Consider the following 19,434-nt stretch of genomic DNA (forward strand, 5'->3'; position numbering starts at 1 on the left):
AGTCCCCATCCTGCCCACCTCACCAGGGGGACTCCACCTTGATCAGATCCCGGCGCAGCGCCTCTTTGCGCAGACGCTGCTCCAGCAGCAACACCGGGGGAGAGGGTGGCAAGGGCATTGCCGTCGCCTGCTGAGCAGCCGCTGGTTCGGGCTGTTTGCTGCTGGTGTCGAGAGCAGCGGCCGCTCCTCCCTGTAACAGTGAGAGGTTATAGAGCGCATCTTCATGGCCGGGTTCAAGCGCCAGAGCGGCCAGATAGGCCTCTTTGGCGGCCGCAAGCTCCCCCAGTTGCAGCAGGGCATTGCCGCGGTTGTAGTGGGCAGTGGCGCTCGTTGCTTCCTGATAGGTTGTGATGGCTTGCCGGTAGGCTCCGGCCCGATACCAGGCGTTGCCGCGCCAGACCGGATCGTTAAAGGTGCGGGCCGCCCGCTGAAAATCCCCCTCTTGATAAGCCTGCATCGCTTGCAGGTCCCCCCTCTCTGTTGCTTGCAGATCTTGCGGTACAAGCAGCTGAGCTCCCACCATCAGCGCCATTATCAGCCGGGCGCCGACTCTGGCCAGCAAGGCCAGTGGTAACAAGGGGATCAGCAACCAGGGGCCAAGATCCTGTGGTGCCGGGGTGAGGGCCGAGGTAGTGGTAGGGAGTGGTGCAAAGCGGGGCGGGTCGTTGCCAAGCCACTGCAGCTCACCGCCGAGGCGATTGGCCAGCGCGGCAATGGCCTGACTATCGGGAGCGGGCAACTGTGCAGGCACCCGGGTGGCAAAACCCAGCTCATTGGCCGGGATGGTGGGCATGGGGGCCGGTTGACCGCTGTTGGCGAGCAAAATATCGAGGCGTGCCGACGGGTTATCGCGGCAAAGCAGGCGCTGTTGGCAGGGCCACAGAGTAGCGATTTGGGCCATCTGGTTGGTAGTGAGGTCGTCGGTGATGAGTAGCAATCGCGCTTGCTCACCTGGGCTCAGCAGCTTGATGGCAAGCTCAACGGCCCGTGCCGGGTTGCTACCCTGCAGCGGCATGATCGCAGGGCGCAAGTCGGGCAGCAGCAGCGAAAGGGCCTGATGATCCCGGCTTGGTGGCATGGCGAGGTAGGCATCACCGGCATAGACGATCAGGGCAATGCGCTCGCCCTTGGCGCGGCTCAGCAATTGTTGCAACTGCCATCTGACCCGGGTCGCCCGATCCGGTTTGAGGTCGGTGGCGCTCATTGAGCGTGACAAGTCCAGTAGCCAGATATCGAGTGGCGCCGCAGGCTGCTGTTGTAATTCACTGCGCAGTGCCGGCCCGCTCAGGGCCAAAATCACGGGCAGGGTAGCCAACCAGAGCCAGGGACGCTGAGGGGGGGATGTTGGCAGCAGATAAGCCTGCATCGCAGGTGCGAGCAGCGGGGGCTGGCGACGGCGGTGCCATCCTTGCCAGAGCCAGGGGATGAGTGCGATCAGCCACAGGGGGCGCAGCAAGATCAGCTCCATCTGCGTGCGCCTCGTGCCAGCCAGCTACGCACCATACGCAACTCCAGCTTGCCACGCCCTGCCGGCAGCAGCAGCAAGCCACCCAGCAGAGCCAGCGGCCAGGGGTAGAGCTCGATCACCGGTTGATAATGGGCTACGGGCATGGGGGCCGGTTCAAGGGCATTGAGAGCCGCGTTGATGGCATCGAGATCGCTCTGGGTTCGCGCCCGAAAGTAACGCCCTTGGCCTGTCTGGGCCAGCTCTTTCAGGAGCGGCTCGTCCAGTTCGCTGCTGGGATCGGCCTGACCGCTGCCTGCCTCATCATAGGGTTGGATAAAGGTATCGGGATCGGCCCCGACCCCCAGCGTATAGATCCGTATGCCTTGCGCCGTGGCGAGTTTGGCCTCCTGCAGTGGGTCAGCGTTGCCTGCGGTATTGCGACCATCAGTGACCAGCAGCAGGGCGGTGGGGCGACCCGGATCCCCATGCTGACGTGCCAGCTGGATGGCTTCGCCAAGGGCGGTGGTTCGGCCGACCAGATCAAAATCGAGCTCGTCGCTCAAGGTCAGTAGCGCCGGGATCTCCTGAGTGAGGGGAGAGAGCAGATAGGCGTGATCGGCAAAGACGATGAGGCCCACCCTGTCTCCGGCCCGTTTGGCGATCAGCGCCTTGATCTGCTGGCGCACCGCTGTCAGCCGTGCTTGCTGCTCGCCGTTATCGAGCATATCAGGGGTGCGCATGCTGTCTGACAGGTCTACCGCCAGCAGCAGATCCCGCCCCCCTTCATAGCGGATAACCGGTTCTCCCCACCACTGGGGGCGGCAGAGGGCGAGGATAAGGGCACACCAGAGCAGCATGGCGCGCCAGAGCGGTAATCCAGCATGAGGACGCAGCAACGCAAACCCGGGGTGAGCCAGATGACCCTGGCGCAGGGGCGGCAAGGCGAAACACACCAGCAAGGGCAGCGCCAGGGCCAGGGCAAACCAGGGCCAGGCCAGGATCATGGATGCCTCCGCGCGGCTTTGTCCCTTGAGCGGGGGGAGCGGCGTAAGAAGAGGGTTTGACCCCAGCGCCGATAAGCCTGCTGCAACCGTTCGCTCTGCGCGCGGCTCGGGCTCTGGTTGCCATAGAGCCAACGGCTCCAATGAGGGGCGAATTGGCCAAAATCACTGCTGCCGTGACGGTCGACAAAGGCGAGCCACGCCTCTCCCTGCAGCTGGCGCGCCTCGGGCCAGCGTTGCACTGCTTCATGACGCAGGGCCTCCTGTATACGCGCCACCAATAGCGTCGGATCTCCCTCCAGCTGGCGACACCAGTGGCGGTAACGCATTACTCTGCGGGCCACTAGGACGATCAGAAGCAGAAGAAAACTGGCGATCAGGAGCCACAATAGCGCCTGCACTCTGGGGTCCAGGCTCTGTTCAATCAGGTCCGGCCCCGGGTGGATGTCGCGCATCAGGGCGAGCAGCTGTGGGGTGATGGTCTCTGAGGTGGTGCTGGCGCTGTTGAGCTCGGCAGAGGGGATCATCCCTGATGACATAACCCCTCCTGCCACTGCTGTTGTAGCGTCTGGCTGTTATCGAGCAGATAGAGGCGCTGCACCAGCGGCAACAGCTGCTGCTTGCTGTGGGCCAACTGCTGTTCGGCGGCTTGCTGGTAGCGACGGGAGAAACCGGCATGGCCCCCATCCAGCCAGCCCTGATAGTGCTGCCCTGGCCGGTCGATGGCCACCGGCAGCTGGCCATTAGGGGGTAGGGTCGCTTCGAGGGGGTCGCGGATCTGCCAATAGTGAATATCGTGGCGGCGGGAGAGCAGTTGCAATTGCTGACAGAGCGCCGACTCGCAGGGTCTGTGATCGGTGATGATCGTCAGCTTGGCGCCGTGAGGCAGCTTCACGCCGGACAAGGTGTCGGCCAGCGAGTGAGAAAGCGCCCGGCGGGCCAGCCCTTGCTGATAGTGATGGCAGAGGGATTCGAGCAGGGGCAGCACGCTGCCGCGCTGGCTCTGGTGATGGGAGATAAGCCCGTGGCAGATCAGGGTATTGTGCTGCTTCTCCCCTTGCCAGATCAGGGCGGCCGCCAGCTCGCATCCCAGCCGTGCCTTGAGCTGCAGTGTAGAGCCGAAATACATGGCAGGAGAGAGATCGAGCAGCAGCCAGTGCGCCTGATCCAGCTCCTCACTATAGAGCCGGGTATAGGGGCGACCGAGGCGGGCCGTCACCCGCCAGTCGATATGGCGTACCTCGTCACCGGCCTGATAGGCGCGCAGCTCCCGAAACGTGAGTCCGGGGGAGCGGCCCGGTTTGCCGCGTTCGCTGCTGCTTTTGCCTGTTCTCGGCCGGCCTCGGGCTTTTGCCCATAGCCGGATATTGAGCAGCCGCGGCAGCGACAGAGCGATGTCGGGGTGCAGGCAGGGATCTAGGGGCATGGTACCTGATCCAGCAGTTGGGCGATCAGGATGTCATTATCCAGATTGTCGGCCAGCGCCTGATAGCTGGGAATAAGGCGGTGGCGCAGCACCGGATAGGCTTGCAACTGGATATCTTCCGGCAGCACATAGTCACGCCCGGCAAGCCAGGCACGAGCACGGGCGGATCGAGCCAGCCCCAGCGTGGCGCGGGGGCTGGCCCCCACGGCAATCAATGGCTCAAGGGCAGGGCAAAGGCCGCTGCCCGGGCGGGTGGCGCAGACAAGCTCCACCAGATAGTGCTCCAGTCGGCTTTGCATGGTGACCGCCAGCACGTCGCTGCGGGCACGTTGCAAGCTGGTCTGACTGAGGGTCACTGGCGCTGCGCCAAGCTGTTCGCCGCTGGCGTTGAGCTGCAAGATGGCGAGCTCCATGGTGGGGCTTGGGTAATCCACCATCAGCTTGAGCAGAAAGCGGTCTAGCTGGGCCTCCGGCAGGGGATAGGTCCCCTCCTGCTCGATGGGGTTTTGGGTGGCGGCCACCATAAAGAGAGGCGGCAGTCGCCAGCTCTTTTTGCCCACGGTGATCTGGTGCTCGGCCATGGCTTCTAGCAGCGCCGATTGTACTTTGGCCGGTGCCCGGTTGATCTCGTCCGCCAGCACCAGATGATTGAAGAGGGGGCCGGGCTGGAATACAAAGCTGGCATCCTGCGGGTGAAACACCTCGCTGCCGGTGAGATCGGCGGGAAGCAGGTCGGGAGTAAACTGGATACGGGCAAAACGCCCTTCGACGGCGCCAGCGAGCGCCTTGACGGCGCGGGTTTTGGCAAGGCCGGGGGCCCCTTCGATTAACACATGTCCTTCACATAACAGGGCGATCAGGAGCCCTTCTATTAGCTCCTCCTGCCCCAAAATCTGACTGCCAAGATAGTCCCTAAGTGCGCTGAACTCGGCCGCTGCCATGCGATAAACCCGTTGTTTTTATGGAAGTTGATCTTTTTATACTCCAGTTGCTCCCCAAGGGCGAGCAAAGGGGGCTTGCCGTGCTTAATTTAGTTTCAATCAGCTGTATGAAACTTGTGATTGGATTGTTAAGATGTGGCGCAATGAGGTCAGACCTCTGCCTTTTAAACCAAGGAGCCAGGATGAAACAGCCATTGAAACTGACGACTCGCCAGGGCGAACGGATTGCCGTCGTGGCGGGGCTGCGTACCCCCTTTGCCAAGCAGGCTACCGCCTTTCATGGCGTGCCTGCAGTCGATCTCGGCAAACTGGTGGTGAGCGAGATGCTCGCCCGTACCGATCTCGATCCCACGCTTATCGACCAGCTGGTGTTTGGTCAGGTGGTTCAGATGCCGGAAGCACCCAACATTGCTCGCGAGATCGTGCTCGGTACCGGCATGAGCGTTAATACCGATGCCTATAGTGTCTCCCGCGCCTGCGCCACCAGCTTTCAGGCGGTGGCCAACGTCACCGAATCCATCATGGCCGGTACCGTAGACATCGCCATCGCTGGCGGTGCTGACTCCTCCTCCGTACTGCCTATCGGAGTGAGCAAGAAGCTGGCCCGCGCTTTGGTGGATCTCAACAAGGCGCGCAATCTGCAGCAGCGCTTCAACATTCTGCGTCAGCTGCGGGTCAAGGATCTGCTGCCGGTGCCGCCTGCTGTGGCCGAGTATTCGACTGGCCTCTCCATGGGGCAGACCGCCGAGCAGATGGCCAAGAGCCACCAGATCAGCCGCGAGGCGCAAGATGCGCTGGCGCATCGCTCCCACACCCTGGCGGCGCAGGCCTGGGCCGATGGCAAGCTCAGCGGCGAGGTGTTTACCGCCCATGTACCGCCTTACAAGTCACCGCTGGAGCGGGACAACAATATCCGTGAAAGCTCGGATCTGGCGAGTTACGCCAAGCTCAAGCCGGTGTTTGACCGGGTCCATGGCACAGTCACTGCGGCGAACGCCACCCCGCTCACCGACGGCGCCGCCGCCGTGTTGCTGATGCGGGAAGGTCGGGCGAAGGAGCTGGGTCTCGAGCCGCTTGGCTATATCCGCAGCTTCGCCTTCTCGGCCATCGATGTGTGGCAGGACATGCTGATGGGCCCATCCTACGCCACCCCGCTGGCGCTGGATCGTGCCGGTATCACCCTCGGCGATCTGACCCTGATCGACATGCACGAAGCCTTTGCCGCCCAGACTCTGGCCAACCTCAAGATGTTTGCCAGCCACGAGTTTGCCCGCGACAAGCTGGGACGCGATCAGGCCATCGGCGAGGTGGACATGGAGAAGTTCAACGTCCTCGGTGGTTCGCTGGCCTATGGCCACCCCTTTGCCGCGACCGGTGCGCGGATGATCACCCAGACTCTGCACGAGCTGCGTCGTCGCGGCGGGGGATTGGGGCTCAACACCGCCTGTGCGGCGGGTGGATTGGGCGTGGCTATGGTGTTGGAGGTTGAATGATGAGCGCTAAGACTTTTTCCCTGGATGTTCGCAAAGATGGCATCGGCATCCTCACCATGGATGTGCCGGGCGAGAGCATGAATACCCTCAAGGCTGCCTTTGTGGAGGAGATCCGCACCGTGTTGGCCGAAGTGAAACGCAACAAGGATTTGATCGGTCTGGTGATCACCTCCGGCAAGAAGGACTCCTTCATCGCCGGTGCTGATATCACCATGCTGGCCGCCTGCACCAGTGCCAAGGATGCCGAGACCCTGTCGCGGGAAGGGCAGGAGATCTTTGCCGAGATCGAATCCTTGACCATTCCGGTGATCGCCGCCATCCACGGCCCCTGCCTCGGTGGCGGGCTGGAGCTGGCGCTGGCCTGTCATGGTCGGGTGGTGACCGATCACGGCAAATCTGTGCTGGGATTGCCGGAAGTTCAGCTCGGTTTGCTGCCAGGCTCTGGCGGTACCCAGCGTCTGCCGCGCCTTATCGGGGTGGCCAAGGCGCTTGATCTGATGCTGACCGGCAAGCAGGTGCGGGCCAAACAAGCCAAGAAATTGGGGCTGGTGGACGATGTGGTGCCGCCCTCCATTCTGCTGGATGCCGCTATCAAGCTGGCCAAGAAGGGCAAACCCCGCCATCAGTTGAAGCGGGATCTGCAGGGCAAGGTACTGGAGACCAACAAGCTGGGTCGCAAGGTGCTGTTTGATCAGGCCAGCAAGGGGGTGAAAGCCAAGACCCGTGGCAACTACCCGGCGCCAGAGCGGATCCTGGACGTTGTGCGCATCGGGGTGGAGGAGGGGATGCAGGCCGGTTTGGCCGCTGAATCCCGCCACTTCGGCGAGCTGGTGATGACTGCCGAGTCTGCGGCGCTGCGGTCCATCTTCTTTGCCACCACCGAGATGAAGAAAGAGGTCACCTATCAGGGGGCCGAGCCGCGCAAGGTGGCATATGCCGCTGTGCTGGGCGGTGGTCTGATGGGCGGTGGCATCGCGTTCGTCACCGCCACCAAGGCGGGGGTGCCGGTGCGGATCAAGGATGTGGCTAGCGCCGGGATCGGTAATGCCATGCGCTACAGCTACGACATTCTGGCCAAGAAGCTCAAGCGCCGTCATATTCTGCGCAGCGAGCTGGAAAAGCAGATGAACCTGCTGACCGGCACCCTCGACTACTCCGGTTTCCACCGGGTCGACATGGTGGTTGAAGCGGTGTTTGAAGATCTTGCGCTCAAACACCAGATGGTGAAAGACGTGGAGCGTGAGTGCGGTGAACACACAGTGTTTGCCTCCAACACCTCCTCCCTGCCCATCAACCAGATTGCGGCAGAGGCGGCGCATCCGGAGCGAGTCGTGGGGCTGCACTACTTCAGCCCGGTGGACAAGATGCCGCTTGCGGAGATCATCCCCCATGCGGGCACCAGTGCCGAGACGGTCGCCACCACCCTGGCCTTTGCCCGTGCTCAGGGCAAAACCCCTATCGTGGTGAAGGACGAAGCCGGTTTCTACGTCAACCGCATCCTTGCCCCCTACATGAATGAAGCGGCGCGACTGGTGTTGGAAGGGGAGCCGGTGGAGGTGCTGGATAGCGCACTACTGGACTTTGGCTTCCCGGTTGGCCCCATCACCTTGCTCGACGAGGTGGGGATCGATGTTGGCGCCAAGATCTCTCCCATCCTCGAAAAAGAGCTGGGCGGCGAGCAGTTCCAGGCGCCCAAGGCATTCGACAAGCTATTGCAAGACGATCGCAAGGGACGCAAGAACGGCAAGGGCTTCTACCTCTACGGCAAGGCGGCACCGCGCAACAAGCTGACTGGCAAAGAGGGCAAGAAGACGGTGGACGAGAGCGTCTATGGCGTGCTCGGTATCAAGCCGTCTGCCAAGCTGGCCCGGCAGGAGATCGCCGAGCGTTGCGTGCTGCTGATGCTCAACGAAGCGGCCATGGCGCTGGATAGCGGTGTGGTGGCCTCGGCCCGTGATGGCGATATCGGGGCCATCTTCGGCATCGGTTTCCCGCCTTTCCTTGGCGGTCCGTTCCGCTATATGGACACCCTCGGGATTGATCATCTGGTTGGCCGTCTGGAGTATTACCAGAAGCGCCATGGCGATCGGTTTGCCCCCTGTGCCCGTCTCAAGGCGATGGCCGCAGAGCAGCAGACCTTTTATTGATACCCGCTGCCGATTAACCACAAGATCAAGAGGCCCGCACCCCATGCGGGCCTCTTTTTATGTTGTGGTGTGCTCGGATGGTTTGCTTTGGGCACAGATGATGTTGGTAGCAATGAAGGCCGAAATGAACCAAAAAAACGACCCACCGAAGTGGGTCGTCGAGATATGAAATAACGAGTCAGATACCCGATTTTCGCTCCGGGCAGCGGCCGATGATATCGGGCGGCAGCTCGCCGTTATCCTGCTCCAGTACCACGTCGAACCCCCACAGCTGATGGAGGTGCTTGAGCACCTCATGGCGTGAGTCACCAAGGGGGATGCGGTTGTGGGGCACATAGCGCAGGGTGAGGGAGCGATCCCCCTTCACGGCGACGTTGTAGACCTGAATATTGGGTTCCAGATTGCTCAGGTTGTACTGGGCCGACAGGGTATTGCGCACCTGACGGTACCCCTCGTCATTGTGGATGGCGGAGACCTTCAGATAGTTCTTCAGATCGTCGTCATCAATGGCGAACAGCTTCATATCCCGCATCACCTTGGGACTGAGGAACTGGCTGATAAAGCTCTCGTCCTTGAAGTTCTGCATGGCAAAGTGGAGGGTTTCGACCCAGTTACTGCCGGCATAGTCGGGGAACCAGTATCTATCTTCCTCGGTCGGATCCTCACAGATGCGGCGCAAGTCGGTAAACATGGCAAACCCCAGTGCATAGGGGTTGATCCCCGAGTAGTAGCGACTGTTGTAGGCCGGTTGATAGACCACGTTGGTGTGGCTGTGCAGCACCTCCATCATAAAGCGATCGCTCAGCTTGCCCTCGTCATAGAGGTGGTTGAGGATGGTGTAGTGCCAGAAGGTGGCCCACCCCTCGTTCATCACCTGGGTCTGCTTTTGTGGATAGAAATACTGGCTGATCTTGCGCACTATGCGTACCACTTCCCGCTGCCAGGGCTCCAGCAGGGGGGCATTCTTCTCGATAAAGTAGAGAATGTTCTCCTGAGGTTCGGCGGGGTAGCGCCTGTCCTCTACCCCCGCGGCTTTATGCTGTTTGGGCAGGGTACGCCACAGCTCGTTGACCTGAGTCTGCAGATAATCTTCCCGCGCCTTCTGACGCCGCTTCTCCTCAGCCATCGAGATCTTCTGGGGGCGTTTGTAGCGATCGACCCCGAAGTTCATCAGGGCATGGCAGGAGTCGAGCAACTGCTCCACCGCCTCGATACCGTGCTTCTCTTCACACTCGGTGATGTATTTTTTGGCAAACAGCAGGTAGTCGATGATGGAGGAGGCATCGGTCCATGCCTTGAACAGGTAGTTGTTCTTGAAGAAGGAGTTGTGACCGTAGCAGGCGTGGGCCATCACCAGCGCCTGCATCGGCATGGTGTTCTCCTCCATCAGGTAGGCAATGCAGGGATCGGAATTGATGACGATCTCGTAGGCCAGCCCCATCTGGCCGCGCTTGTAGTTGCGCTCGGTGTGGATAAAGCGCTTGCCGAACGACCAGTGTTGATAGCCGATGGGCATGCCGACGCTGGAGTAGGCATCCATCATCTGCTCGGCGGTGATCACCTCGATCTGGTTGGGGTAGGTGTCCAGCTTGTAGAAACGGGCGACCCGGGCGATCTCCTGGTGGTAGCTCTCCAGCAGATTAAAGTTCCAGTCTGGTCCGTCATCCAGTGGCGCTACACGTTTTTCAGTTTCGATCATGTGACCTCCTCACGCCGCTTGTTTCTTGAACAGCTCGCGGAACACCGGATAGATATCCTCGACCTTGCGAATATGTTCCATCGCAAAGTGGGGGAACTGGCTGGCTACCGACTCATATTCGTGCCACAGGGTCTGGTGGGCACGGGTAGTGATCTCGATATAGGAGTAGTACCGCACCCTTGGCATGATGTCCCGAATCAGGATCTCCCGGCACTGCGGTGAGTCATCTGCCCAGTTGTCACCGTCCGATGCCTGCGCCGCATAGATGTTCCACTGGTTGGCCGGGTAACGCTCGTTGATGATCTCATTCATCATTTTGAGCGCACTGGAGACAATGGTGCCGCCTGTCTCCTGGGAGTAGAAGAACTCGTGCTCGTCCACTTCCTTGGCCTGGGTGTGGTGGCGGATATAGACCACCTCTACATTCTTGTAAGTCCGGCTCAGAAACAGATAGAGCAGGATATAGAAACGCTTGGCCATCTCCTTGGTGGCCTGATCCATGGAGCCCGAGACGTCCATCAGACAGAACATCACAGCTTGACTGGAGGGGACGGGCCGCTTGACGAAGTTGTTGAATTTGAGATCGAAGGTGTCAATAAATGGCACCGCATCGATCCGTCGTTTCAGCTCCCTGATCTCCTTCTCGAGCAGGGCAATTTCGGCAAAGTGTTCGTTAGGATCGGCGGCCAGAAGGGCCAGCCGCTCTTCCAGTTCATGCAGTTGGCGTTTCTTGCCTGCTTGCAGCGCCATGCGCCGCGCCAGCGAATTTTGCAGGGAACGCACCACGTTGATGTTGGCGGGCACCCCGTTGGAGGTGTAGCCCGCACGGTAGGTTTTCACCTCCATCAGCTGATTGAGCTGGGTTTTCTGCAGCCTGGGCAGCTCCAGATCTTCAAACAGCAGATCGAGATACTCATCCTTGGAGATCTGGAACACGAAATCATCGGCCCCTTCACCCTGATTGGATGCTTGTCCCTCGCCGGAACCCTGGCCGCCGCCCCCTCCTTTGGGGCGGTCAATCTTGTCACCGGAGACGAACTGATCATTGCCGGGATGCACCATCTCCCGTTTACCGCCGTGCCCCTGATGAAAATGGGGCTCGCCGATATCCTTGGTCGGGATGCTGATGCTCTCGCCCTTGTCTACGTCCTGAATGCTGCGCTTGGAGACAGCATCCGAGACCGCTTGTTTTATCTGCTTCTTGTAGCGGCGGATGAAGCGCTGCCGATTGACAGCGCTTTTGTTTTTGCCGTTGAGCCTGCGGTCGATAAAATGCGCCATAACTCCCCCTTGAACAGTCAGGGTCAGGATGACTTACGTACCCTGAGATACCATTCGGAGAGCAGGCGCACCTGTTTACGGGTGTAGCCTTTCTCCATCATCCGTTCGACAAAGTTATCGTGCTTCTTCTGCTCCTCGGCCGAGGTTTTGCTGTTGAAGGAGATAACCGGCAGCAGCTCTTCCGTGTTGGAGAACATCTTCTTCTCAATCACGGTGCGCAGCTTCTCGTAACTGGTCCAGTTGGGGTTACGGCCTGCATTGTTGGCCCGGGCACGCAGCACGAAGTTGACGATTTCGTTGCGGAAATCTTTCGGGTTGCTGATCCCGGCAGGTTTTTCAATTTTCTCCAGCTCGCTGTTGAGGGACGCGCGGTCAAACAGCTGGCCGGTTTCGGGGTCACGGTACTCCTGATCCTGGATCCAGAAGTCGGCGTAGGTGACGTAGCGATCGAAGATGTTCTGGCCGTACTCGGAGTAGGACTCGAGATAGGCGGTCTGGATCTCCTTGCCGATGAACTCCACATAGCGCGGGGTCAGATAGCCCTTGATGAACTCAAGGTAGCGATCATGCAGCTCTTGCGGGAACTGTTCGCGCTCGATCTGCTGCTCCAGCACATAGAAGAGGTGCACCGGGTTGGCGGCCACTTCCGCGTGGTCGAAGTTGAAGACGCGGGAGAGGATCTTGAACGCAAAGCGGGTAGAGAGACCATTCATCCCCTCATCCACACCTGCGTAGTCGCGATACTCCTGATAGCTCTTCGCCTTGGGATCGGTGTCTTTGAGGCTCTCGCCATCATAGACCCGCATCTTGGAGTAGATGCTGGAGTTCTCCGGCTCTTTCAGCCGTGACAGTACCGAGAACTGGCCCAGCAGCTCGAGGGTGCCCGGGGCGCACTTGGCCTCGGTCAGTTCGCTGTTGATCAGCAGCTTCTCGTAGATCTTCACCTCTTCCGAGACGCGCAGGCAGTAAGGCACCTTGACGATGTAGACCCGGTCGAGGAAAGCTTCGTTGTTTTTGTTGTTGCGGAACTGCTGCCACTCGGATTCGTTGGAGTGGGCCAGCAGAATGCCGTCAAAGGGGAGGGCGGAGAGCCCCTCGGTGCCGTTGTAGTTCCCCTCCTGGGTTGCAGTCAGCAGCGGGTGCAGCACCTTGATGGGCGCCTTGAACATCTCCACAAACTCCATCACCCCCTGGTTTGCCTTGCACAGCGCACCTGAGTAGGAGTAGGCATCGGCATCATCCTGGGCGAAGTGCTCCAGCATGCGGATGTCGACCTTGCCGACCAGTGAGGAGATATCCTGGTTGTTGTCATCCCCCGGCTCGGTTTTGGCAATGGCGATCTGATCGAGGATGGAGGGGTTGACCTTCTCCACCTTGAACTTGGTGATGTCGCCGCCAAACTCGTGCAGCCGCTTGGCAACCCAGGGTGACATGATAGGACGCAGGTAACGGCGCGGGATGCCGTACTCTTTCTCCAGCAGTTCGCCATCCTCTTCGATATCGAACAGGCAGAAGGGGTGATCATTGACCGGTGAGCCCTTGATGCGATAGATGGGCACTTTCTGCATCAGGGATTTGAGTTTCTCTGCCAGTGAGGATTTACCGCCGCCAACCGGGCCCAGCAGATAGAGGATCTGTTTCTTCTCTTCCAGCCCTTGGGCGGAGTGTTTGAGGTAGGAGACGATCTGTTCGATGGCCTCTTCCATCCCGTAGAAATCTTTGAAGGCGGGATAGCGTGCCACGACGCGGTTGGAGAAGAGTCGGCTCAGTCTGGGGTTGGCTGAGGTGTCTACCATCTCCGGCTCACCGATGGCGGTCAGCAGACGTTCGGCGGCAGAGGCGTAGCAGGCTTTGTCCTGCTTACACATATCCAGGAACTCCTGGATGGTATATTCCTCTTCTCTCGCTTTTTCATATCGCTGTTGGTAATGCTCGAATATGCCCATAACTTTGCCCTCGTTATAGTCGCTTACCCTGAAAAAAGTGGATGACTGCTTTTGTGTTGTGTGCTTTTAAAGCCTAGTCAACAGCCTCCAGTAATCCATTACGGTTGATAGGTTAAATTGTGAAGAAACCTGCCCGGTCCTTGTGCGGGGAGGGTCAGTCAACAACACCGCTATGTTACTGACTGTTAAATTATTTTTGCCATGATAGTGAGGTAAATGTCAAAGACATAAAAAATAAATGTTTTTCGGAAAATGAAAACAGATCGAATAAAGAGAAGAGGGGAAAAGATAGAGGGCAGTTACAGTGCGGGTTGGCAGGGATATAAACAAAAAAATCATTACGTATACGTCAACGTAAATCGCCCGGGATAGGTCTTTTGCTCTAATTTTTACATTGACGCTACATTTTGGGTGCCCTAGATTGGCCATGTGTGAGCAGCAAGAGGCTTTAGCAAGAGAGTTGACGGTTGCCTCACCAAGCTCTGTTTAAGCACGTTTCCGTTGGCTTGACCCTCGCAACCGCGAGGGTCTTCTTTTTTAGCGTTAGCCAAAGAGGTATTGCTGTCAGCGGGAGTTGTGGCTGTCAGTGATAAACACTTAAGGATAGGCTTGTTGCACTGCCGCCAGGACGCGGGCAAACGGGTGTGCGGCCAGCTGACCTGCGCCCGCCAGCGATTTGGCCTTGACCCGGCTGGTCAGCGGTGTGGCGATACCGCACAGGAAACGGGCCAGCACCCGAGCATCCACCGAACCGGTCTTGGCAATGAGCGGATCGCACCAGGCGCGGATCCCCCCCTCGTTTGGCATGGCCAGTTGGGGCAGGGGAGGAAGATGGGCTACCTCACCACGACAAACCGAACAGTGGCCACAATGAACTGGCGCCAACTCATCGGCAAAATAGCGGGCGAGGCGGTGGCTCAGGCACTCATCCGAGGTGAAAAAGTCGAGCATGGCTTGCAGTCTGGCCAGCTCGCTATGCTCTTTTTGCAGGAACAGGGCGTGCAGGGCGTTTGCCTCTTGTTCGTTGTTCCATCCCTGACGGGTGATCCGGTAGACCTCGGTCATCTGCTTGCTTTCAAGTTCGATCCAGCCCTGCTGTTGCAGGTAGTCGAGCGCGGCCACAGCCCGCTGCCGCTCACCCTGATAACCTTGCCAGAGGGCGTCAAAGTCCATGGTGCACCAGCTGCGCGCTTGCGGGGCACAGGCGAACAGCTGCTCCAGAAACTGGCGGCGTTCCGGATTGAAGCGGCTCACTATCTCGCCTTTATCCAGCACAAATTTGAAGCGGTAGTCGGCGTAATAGCTGTAGGCCGGAGTGATGATGCCCGCCATTTCCAGATAGACCAGCAGGGTTTTGAGGGGCAGTTGGCGAATGTTGGTGTCGTTAGATAGGCGCAGCAGGGTGAATTCCCACTCGGCCCCGCTCTGCTTGATGATGGCAAGCAGCTGGAGGATGGCACTCAAATCTGGCGTATCGCCGTAGACGAAGTTCTCCAGCACCGGCAGCTGGCTCTGATTGGCCAGCACGATACAGTGTGATGGCTGGCCATCCCGTCCGGCGCGGCCAATCTCCTGACTGTAATTTTCGATAGATTTGGGCAGATCGTAGTGAATGACCCGCCGGATATCCGCTTTGTCGATCCCCATGCCAAAGGCGATGGTGGCGACGATGCAAGCCACCTTGCCTGCCATGAAGTCGTGCTGGATCTGACTGCGCAGCGCCGAATCGAGTCCGGCATGATAGGCGCGGGCGTTGATCCCTTGCCCAATGAGCTGTTCGGCGCAGGCTTCGGCGGTGTGTTGCAAGGTGACGTAGACGATGGTGGGGGCCGCCGGATCGTTGGCCAACTCCTGCACGAGCCAGCTATCTCGCGCCTCGGGCGCCAGGGGAATGACCGCCAGATCAAGATTGGATCGGTAGAAACCGGTGACCACGACCCCCTCCGGTTCGATGCCGAATTTGGTCTGCATATCCTGAATCACCGCCGGTGTGGCGGTGGCGGTCAGCAGCAACACCTGCGGGATCTTCAGCTCATGGCGATAGCTCGGCAGCTTGAGGTAGTCGGGGCGAAAGTTGTGGCCCCACTCCGAGATACAGTGCGCCTCATCGACGACCAGCAGCGAGAGCGGCACTTGCTGGATAAAGCGGCGAAAGCGCTCGTTCTTGAGTCGCTCCACCGAGATCATCAGGATCTTGAGCTGGCCATCCAGCGCCTGCTGCATCACTCGTCGGCTCTCCTCCGGGCTCTGGCTTGAGTCGAGGGTGGCGGCGCTTATTCCCTTGCTTTTGAGGAAGGCGAGCTGATCGTGCATCAGTGCCAGCAGGGGCGAGATAACCAGGGTCAGGTGAGGCAGGGCGAGGGCGGGCAGCTGATAACAGAGGGACTTGCCGGATCCGGTGGGAAAGATGGCGGCGGCACTCTGGCCAGCCAGCACCCGGCTGATCACCGCCTCCTGGCCAGGCCTGAGTGCGGAGAAACCAAAATAGTGGTTGAGCAGGGATGGGATCATGGCAAGGCTCCGCAGCAAATGGGGGGATGATAGCACAGTCACATCGGTCACGGATGGGACAGGAATGGGCGTAAAAATGGAAGGTAGAGAGTGTCGATAAAATGTACAAAAATGGGTGGTTGCGCTGCGGTTAAGCTTTTGTTGCGGTTTTTTGTGATGAAAACGGAATATTTTTTGGTGAGTTGCTGGAAAAAAAAGAGAGTGAATGGGATATTCCGTTATGCAATCCGGTGACTGGCGGAGCGGCCCGACAGAAGGCTGGCCACAGACATCCCACTCGGGGGACAGGGGTTTCCCGATGGGGGTTGCAGACAGGACTCATGATTCATGCACTGCGGTGCTTAGGGACATTTTTGATGACACAACAACACCCCCTCTTTCGGCTGGTCAATAGCACCAGTCTGGTCAGCCAGATCCTGGTTGGTCTGGTATTCGGTATCTTGCTGGCACTATTTGCACCCGAGTGGGCGCAAACGGCAGGTCTGCTCGGCGCTCTGTTTGTCGGCGCGCTGAAAGCGGTCGCTCCGTTACTGGTATTTGTGCTGGTGATGGCAGCTATTATCGGCCACAAGCAGGGTCAAAAGACCAATATTCGCCCGCTGCTGGTGCTCTATCTGTTTGGTACGTTTGCCGCTGCCTTGGTGGCGGTGATCGCCAGCTTCCTGTTTCCCACTAATCTACATCTGGTGGCGAATACCGCCGAGATCACCCCGCCAGGCGGGATCACCGAGGTACTTCAGACCCTGCTGTTCAACGTGGTGACTAACCCGGTCAGGGCGTTGCTGGATGCCAACTATATCGGGATCCTGGCGTGGGCTATCGGTCTGGGTATCGCCATGCGCCATGCCAACGAGAGCACCAAGGTGCTGATCACCGACCTCTCTCACGGTGTCTCCACCATTGTGAAAGCGGTGATCCGCTGTGCCCCGCTCGGTATTCTGGGTCTGGTTGCCTCCACGCTGGCAGAGACCGGCTTCGACGCCCTGTTTGGCTATGCCCAACTGCTGGTGGTGCTGATCGGCTGCATGCTGTTTATCGCCTTTGTGGTCAACCCGTTGATCGTCTTCTGGAAGATCAAGCGCAACCCCTATCCGCTGGTGCTGACCTGCCTCAAAGAGAGCGGCGTGACCGCCTTCTTTACCCGCAGCTCTGCCGCCAACATCCCGGTCAACATGGCGTTGTGTGACAAACTGCGTCTGCCCAAAGATACCTACGCGGTCTCCATCCCGCTGGGTGCCACCATCAACATGGCCGGTGCGGCCATCACCATCACAGTGCTGGCCATGGCGGCGGTACATACCCTGGGGATGGAAGTGGATATGGCAACGGCCGTGCTGCTCTCTGTGGTTGCCACGGTCAGCGCCTGTGGCGCATCCGGTGTCGCCGGTGGCTCCTTGCTACTGATCCCGTTGGCGTGCAGTCTGTTTGGCATCAGCAATGACATCGCCATGCAGGTGGTGGCTGTCGGCTTTATCATCGGTGTGCTGCAGGATTCTGCCGAGACAGCCCTTAACAGCTCCACCGACGTACTCTTCACCGCTGCGGCCTGCATGGCCGAAGATGAAACCCTGCTGGATGTGGCTCCGATAGCGAGCCGCGAAGCCTGATCCAGTAAAGGTCAGTTTTGCAACACACTTGCGCCCTCTTCGGAGGGCGCTTTTTATTGCCGGATTTGCTCTCTTTTCCTCTTTAAGCAGGCTCTTTGGCTGATATGCCGGGCATTCTGCCGCCCTTGTTCAGCGCATATCTTGCTCTTTATACCTATCACTTTGGGTATTGTTCCCTTCTTTTGTTGTGCGCTATGCATCTTTTTTGCAAGCTCGCCCGAGCTGAAGAGCGTGATTGACATGGGATAATCCGGAGTTGAGAGATATGGCTGCATCACCAATGAGCGGAAATGTATGGCTGCGGCAGATTAGCCCTGGCAGATACGCCATCACGGGAGGGGGAAGTAAACGAGTTGGTGATAGTGTTCTGCGGGCATGGGAGCGTTTATGGTGAACTCTCGGGCATGTTCAGCCAAGGCGCTGCTGAGCAAAGAGAGTGGAGGATAATAAAGAGGGAGCTGAGACATCACGGAGGCTCAGAACGCGGAGCTAAAAAAGCCAGCCGACTATTCGGCTGGCTTTTTGTGATCAGCGGCAGGTTGGGGGGATTAACCGACCAGCTGATAGAGGATGGCGGAGATGGCGGTCATGCCCATCACAGTCACGAATACGTTACTGATATGGCCCTGATATTTCGCCATGGCCGGTACGCGCTTGATGGCGTACATCGGCATGATGAACAGGATGGTCGCGATGATGGGGCCGCCCAGCGATTCAATCATGCCCAGAATGGAGGGGTTGGCAATGGCTGTGCCCCACAGGGTCAGGATGAAGAAGGCGATGATGAACATCTCGACTTTCTTGGCGTTCGGCTCTTTGCCGGAGTTACGCAGGTTCTGCATGATCATCCCTTTCAGACCTTCACGGGCACCCAGATAGTGACCGAAGAAGGAGGAGACGATGGCAACGAACGCAACCAGCGGACCGAAGTAAGAGATAAGGGGGCTCTCGTGCTGGTTGGCCAGATAGGATAGCACGGCGATGTTCTGGGCTTTGGCTTCTGCCAGTTGGGCCGGAGTCAGGCTCATCACGCAGGAGAAGACGAAGAACATCACGAAGCCCAGCAGTACCATGGCGGTACGTTTGAGGATGGCATCGGCTTTCTCGACGGCTTGCTCACCGTGGTCACGGCGCTGGGCCAAAGAGAAACTGGAGATGGCTGGACTGTGGTTGAAGGAGAAAACCAGTACCGGGATGGTCAGCCACAGGGTGGTGGCGAAATCCTTGGCAGAGGGCACTTGCTCCAGCGCGGCACCGGTCCAGTCCGGAATGAGGTACAAAGAGATACCGGCCAGAATGACGATCAGCGGATAAACCAGAAACTCGGTCACTTTCAGCATCAGTTTCTCACCGGCCAGCATCACCGACATCATGCCCATGATCAGCACGATGGAGAGGATCCAGCGGGGCGGGGCACTCATCTGCAACTGGTTGACCATAAAGCTTTCGACGGTGTTGGTGATACCCACGCCGTAGATCAGCACGATGGGGTAGATGGCGAAGAAGTAGAGCAGGGTGATTAATTTACCGGCTCCCACGCCAAAGTGCTCTTCCACCACTTCGGTGATGTCGGCATTGGGCTTTTTGGAGGAGAGTACGAAGCGGGCCAGACCACGGTGGGCCAGATAAGTCATGGGGCCCACCAGCAGCGCCATCACCACCAGCGGCCAGAAACCGCCCATACCCGCGTTGATCGGCAGGAACAGGATCCCCGCGCCAACCGCGGTCCCGAACAGGCTGATGACCCAGGTAGAGTCGCGTTTTTGCCAACGAGTAGCTTGAGTAGAGCTGATCCCTTGCTCTGTTGAGGCCGCAACTCCCTGCGTGCCAGTGACTGTGTTTGACATCTATCTCACCCCGAATGTGTGGTTCTTATTAAATCGGCGGCAAGGATACGATCTTTCCCGGAGAAAATGTTGATCAAATTCATCTCCA

The 19,434-nt window shown here is 58.9% G+C and carries 13 protein-coding genes; 3 read left to right on the plus strand and 10 right to left on the minus strand.

What is annotated here, in order from left to right:
- Positions 1–19: 19 nt before the first annotated feature.
- The 5 genes from BN1117_RS10140 to BN1117_RS10160 are packed head-to-tail and all read right to left on the minus strand — an operon-like array spanning position 20 to position 4,815.
- A complete protein-coding gene (locus BN1117_RS10140) occupies positions 20–1,468 on the minus strand; it encodes a VWA domain-containing protein (RefSeq protein WP_040097040.1) in 1,449 nt (482 codons plus the stop codon).
- Positions 1,459–2,451 carry a VWA domain-containing protein gene (locus tag BN1117_RS10145; RefSeq protein ID WP_040097042.1) on the minus strand — a complete coding sequence of 331 codons (993 nt, stop codon included), beginning with the start codon at positions 2,449–2,451 and terminating at the stop codon, positions 1,459–1,461. The genes BN1117_RS10140 and BN1117_RS10145 overlap by 10 nt, the downstream gene beginning before the upstream one ends.
- The gene (locus BN1117_RS10150; RefSeq protein ID WP_040097043.1) at positions 2,448–2,987 is read right to left on the minus strand and encodes a DUF4381 domain-containing protein; all 540 of its coding nucleotides are present in this window, start codon (positions 2,985–2,987) and stop codon (positions 2,448–2,450) included. Before BN1117_RS10150 ends, BN1117_RS10145 begins: the two co-directional genes overlap by 4 nt.
- A complete protein-coding gene (locus BN1117_RS10155) occupies positions 2,972–3,874 on the minus strand; it encodes a DUF58 domain-containing protein (RefSeq protein ID WP_040097045.1) in 903 nt (300 codons plus the stop codon). The genes BN1117_RS10150 and BN1117_RS10155 overlap by 16 nt, the downstream gene beginning before the upstream one ends.
- Positions 3,865–4,815: an AAA family ATPase gene (locus tag BN1117_RS10160; protein ID WP_040097046.1), complete on the minus strand. Its 951-nt coding sequence runs from the start codon at positions 4,813–4,815 to the stop codon at positions 3,865–3,867. Before BN1117_RS10160 ends, BN1117_RS10155 begins: the two co-directional genes overlap by 10 nt.
- Positions 4,816–4,997: 182 nt before the next feature.
- On the opposite strand from BN1117_RS10160, the gene fadI reads away from it, so the two are divergent.
- Together fadI and fadJ are read left to right on the plus strand one after the other, a co-directional pair.
- A complete protein-coding gene (fadI, locus tag BN1117_RS10165) occupies positions 4,998–6,308 on the plus strand; it encodes an acetyl-CoA C-acyltransferase FadI (protein ID WP_040097048.1) in 1,311 nt (436 codons plus the stop codon).
- A complete protein-coding gene (gene fadJ / locus BN1117_RS10170; protein ID WP_040097246.1) occupies positions 6,308–8,455 on the plus strand; it encodes a fatty acid oxidation complex subunit alpha FadJ in 2,148 nt (715 codons plus the stop codon). The genes fadI and fadJ overlap by 1 nt, the downstream gene beginning before the upstream one ends.
- A gap of 178 nt (positions 8,456–8,633) precedes the next feature.
- Here fadJ and BN1117_RS10175 read toward each other — a convergent pair whose 3' ends face one another.
- The 4 genes from BN1117_RS10175 to BN1117_RS10190 form a co-directional block, all read right to left on the minus strand.
- Positions 8,634–10,154 (minus strand): SpoVR family protein, encoded by a 1,521-nt coding sequence (locus tag BN1117_RS10175; protein ID WP_040097050.1) that lies wholly within the window; start codon positions 10,152–10,154, stop codon positions 8,634–8,636.
- A gap of 9 nt (positions 10,155–10,163) precedes the next feature.
- The gene (locus BN1117_RS10180; RefSeq protein WP_040097052.1) at positions 10,164–11,435 is read right to left on the minus strand and encodes a YeaH/YhbH family protein; all 1,272 of its coding nucleotides are present in this window, start codon (positions 11,433–11,435) and stop codon (positions 10,164–10,166) included.
- Positions 11,436–11,458: 23 nt separating this feature from the next.
- A complete protein-coding gene (locus BN1117_RS10185) occupies positions 11,459–13,381 on the minus strand; it encodes a PrkA family serine protein kinase (protein ID WP_040097053.1) in 1,923 nt (640 codons plus the stop codon).
- Positions 13,382–13,978: 597 nt separating this feature from the next.
- On the minus strand, positions 13,979–15,892 hold the full coding sequence (locus tag BN1117_RS10190; protein ID WP_040097055.1) for a RecQ family ATP-dependent DNA helicase: 1,914 nt from the start codon (positions 15,890–15,892) through the stop codon (positions 13,979–13,981).
- A gap of 356 nt (positions 15,893–16,248) precedes the next feature.
- On the opposite strand from BN1117_RS10190, the gene sstT reads away from it, so the two are divergent.
- Positions 16,249–17,499, plus strand: coding sequence for a serine/threonine transporter SstT (gene sstT, locus BN1117_RS10195; protein WP_040097057.1), 1,251 nt, complete (start codon positions 16,249–16,251; stop codon positions 17,497–17,499).
- 548 nt (positions 17,500–18,047) lie between these two features.
- On the opposite strand, the gene BN1117_RS10205 is transcribed toward sstT, so the two are convergent.
- The gene (locus BN1117_RS10205) at positions 18,048–19,346 is read right to left on the minus strand and encodes a serine/threonine transporter (protein ID WP_040097060.1); all 1,299 of its coding nucleotides are present in this window, start codon (positions 19,344–19,346) and stop codon (positions 18,048–18,050) included.
- Positions 19,347–19,434: the final 88 nt, after the last annotated feature.

The sequence above is a fragment of the Aeromonas australiensis genome (assembly GCF_000819725.1).
In the GTDB taxonomy this organism is placed as follows: domain Bacteria; phylum Pseudomonadota; class Gammaproteobacteria; order Enterobacterales; family Aeromonadaceae; genus Aeromonas; species Aeromonas australiensis.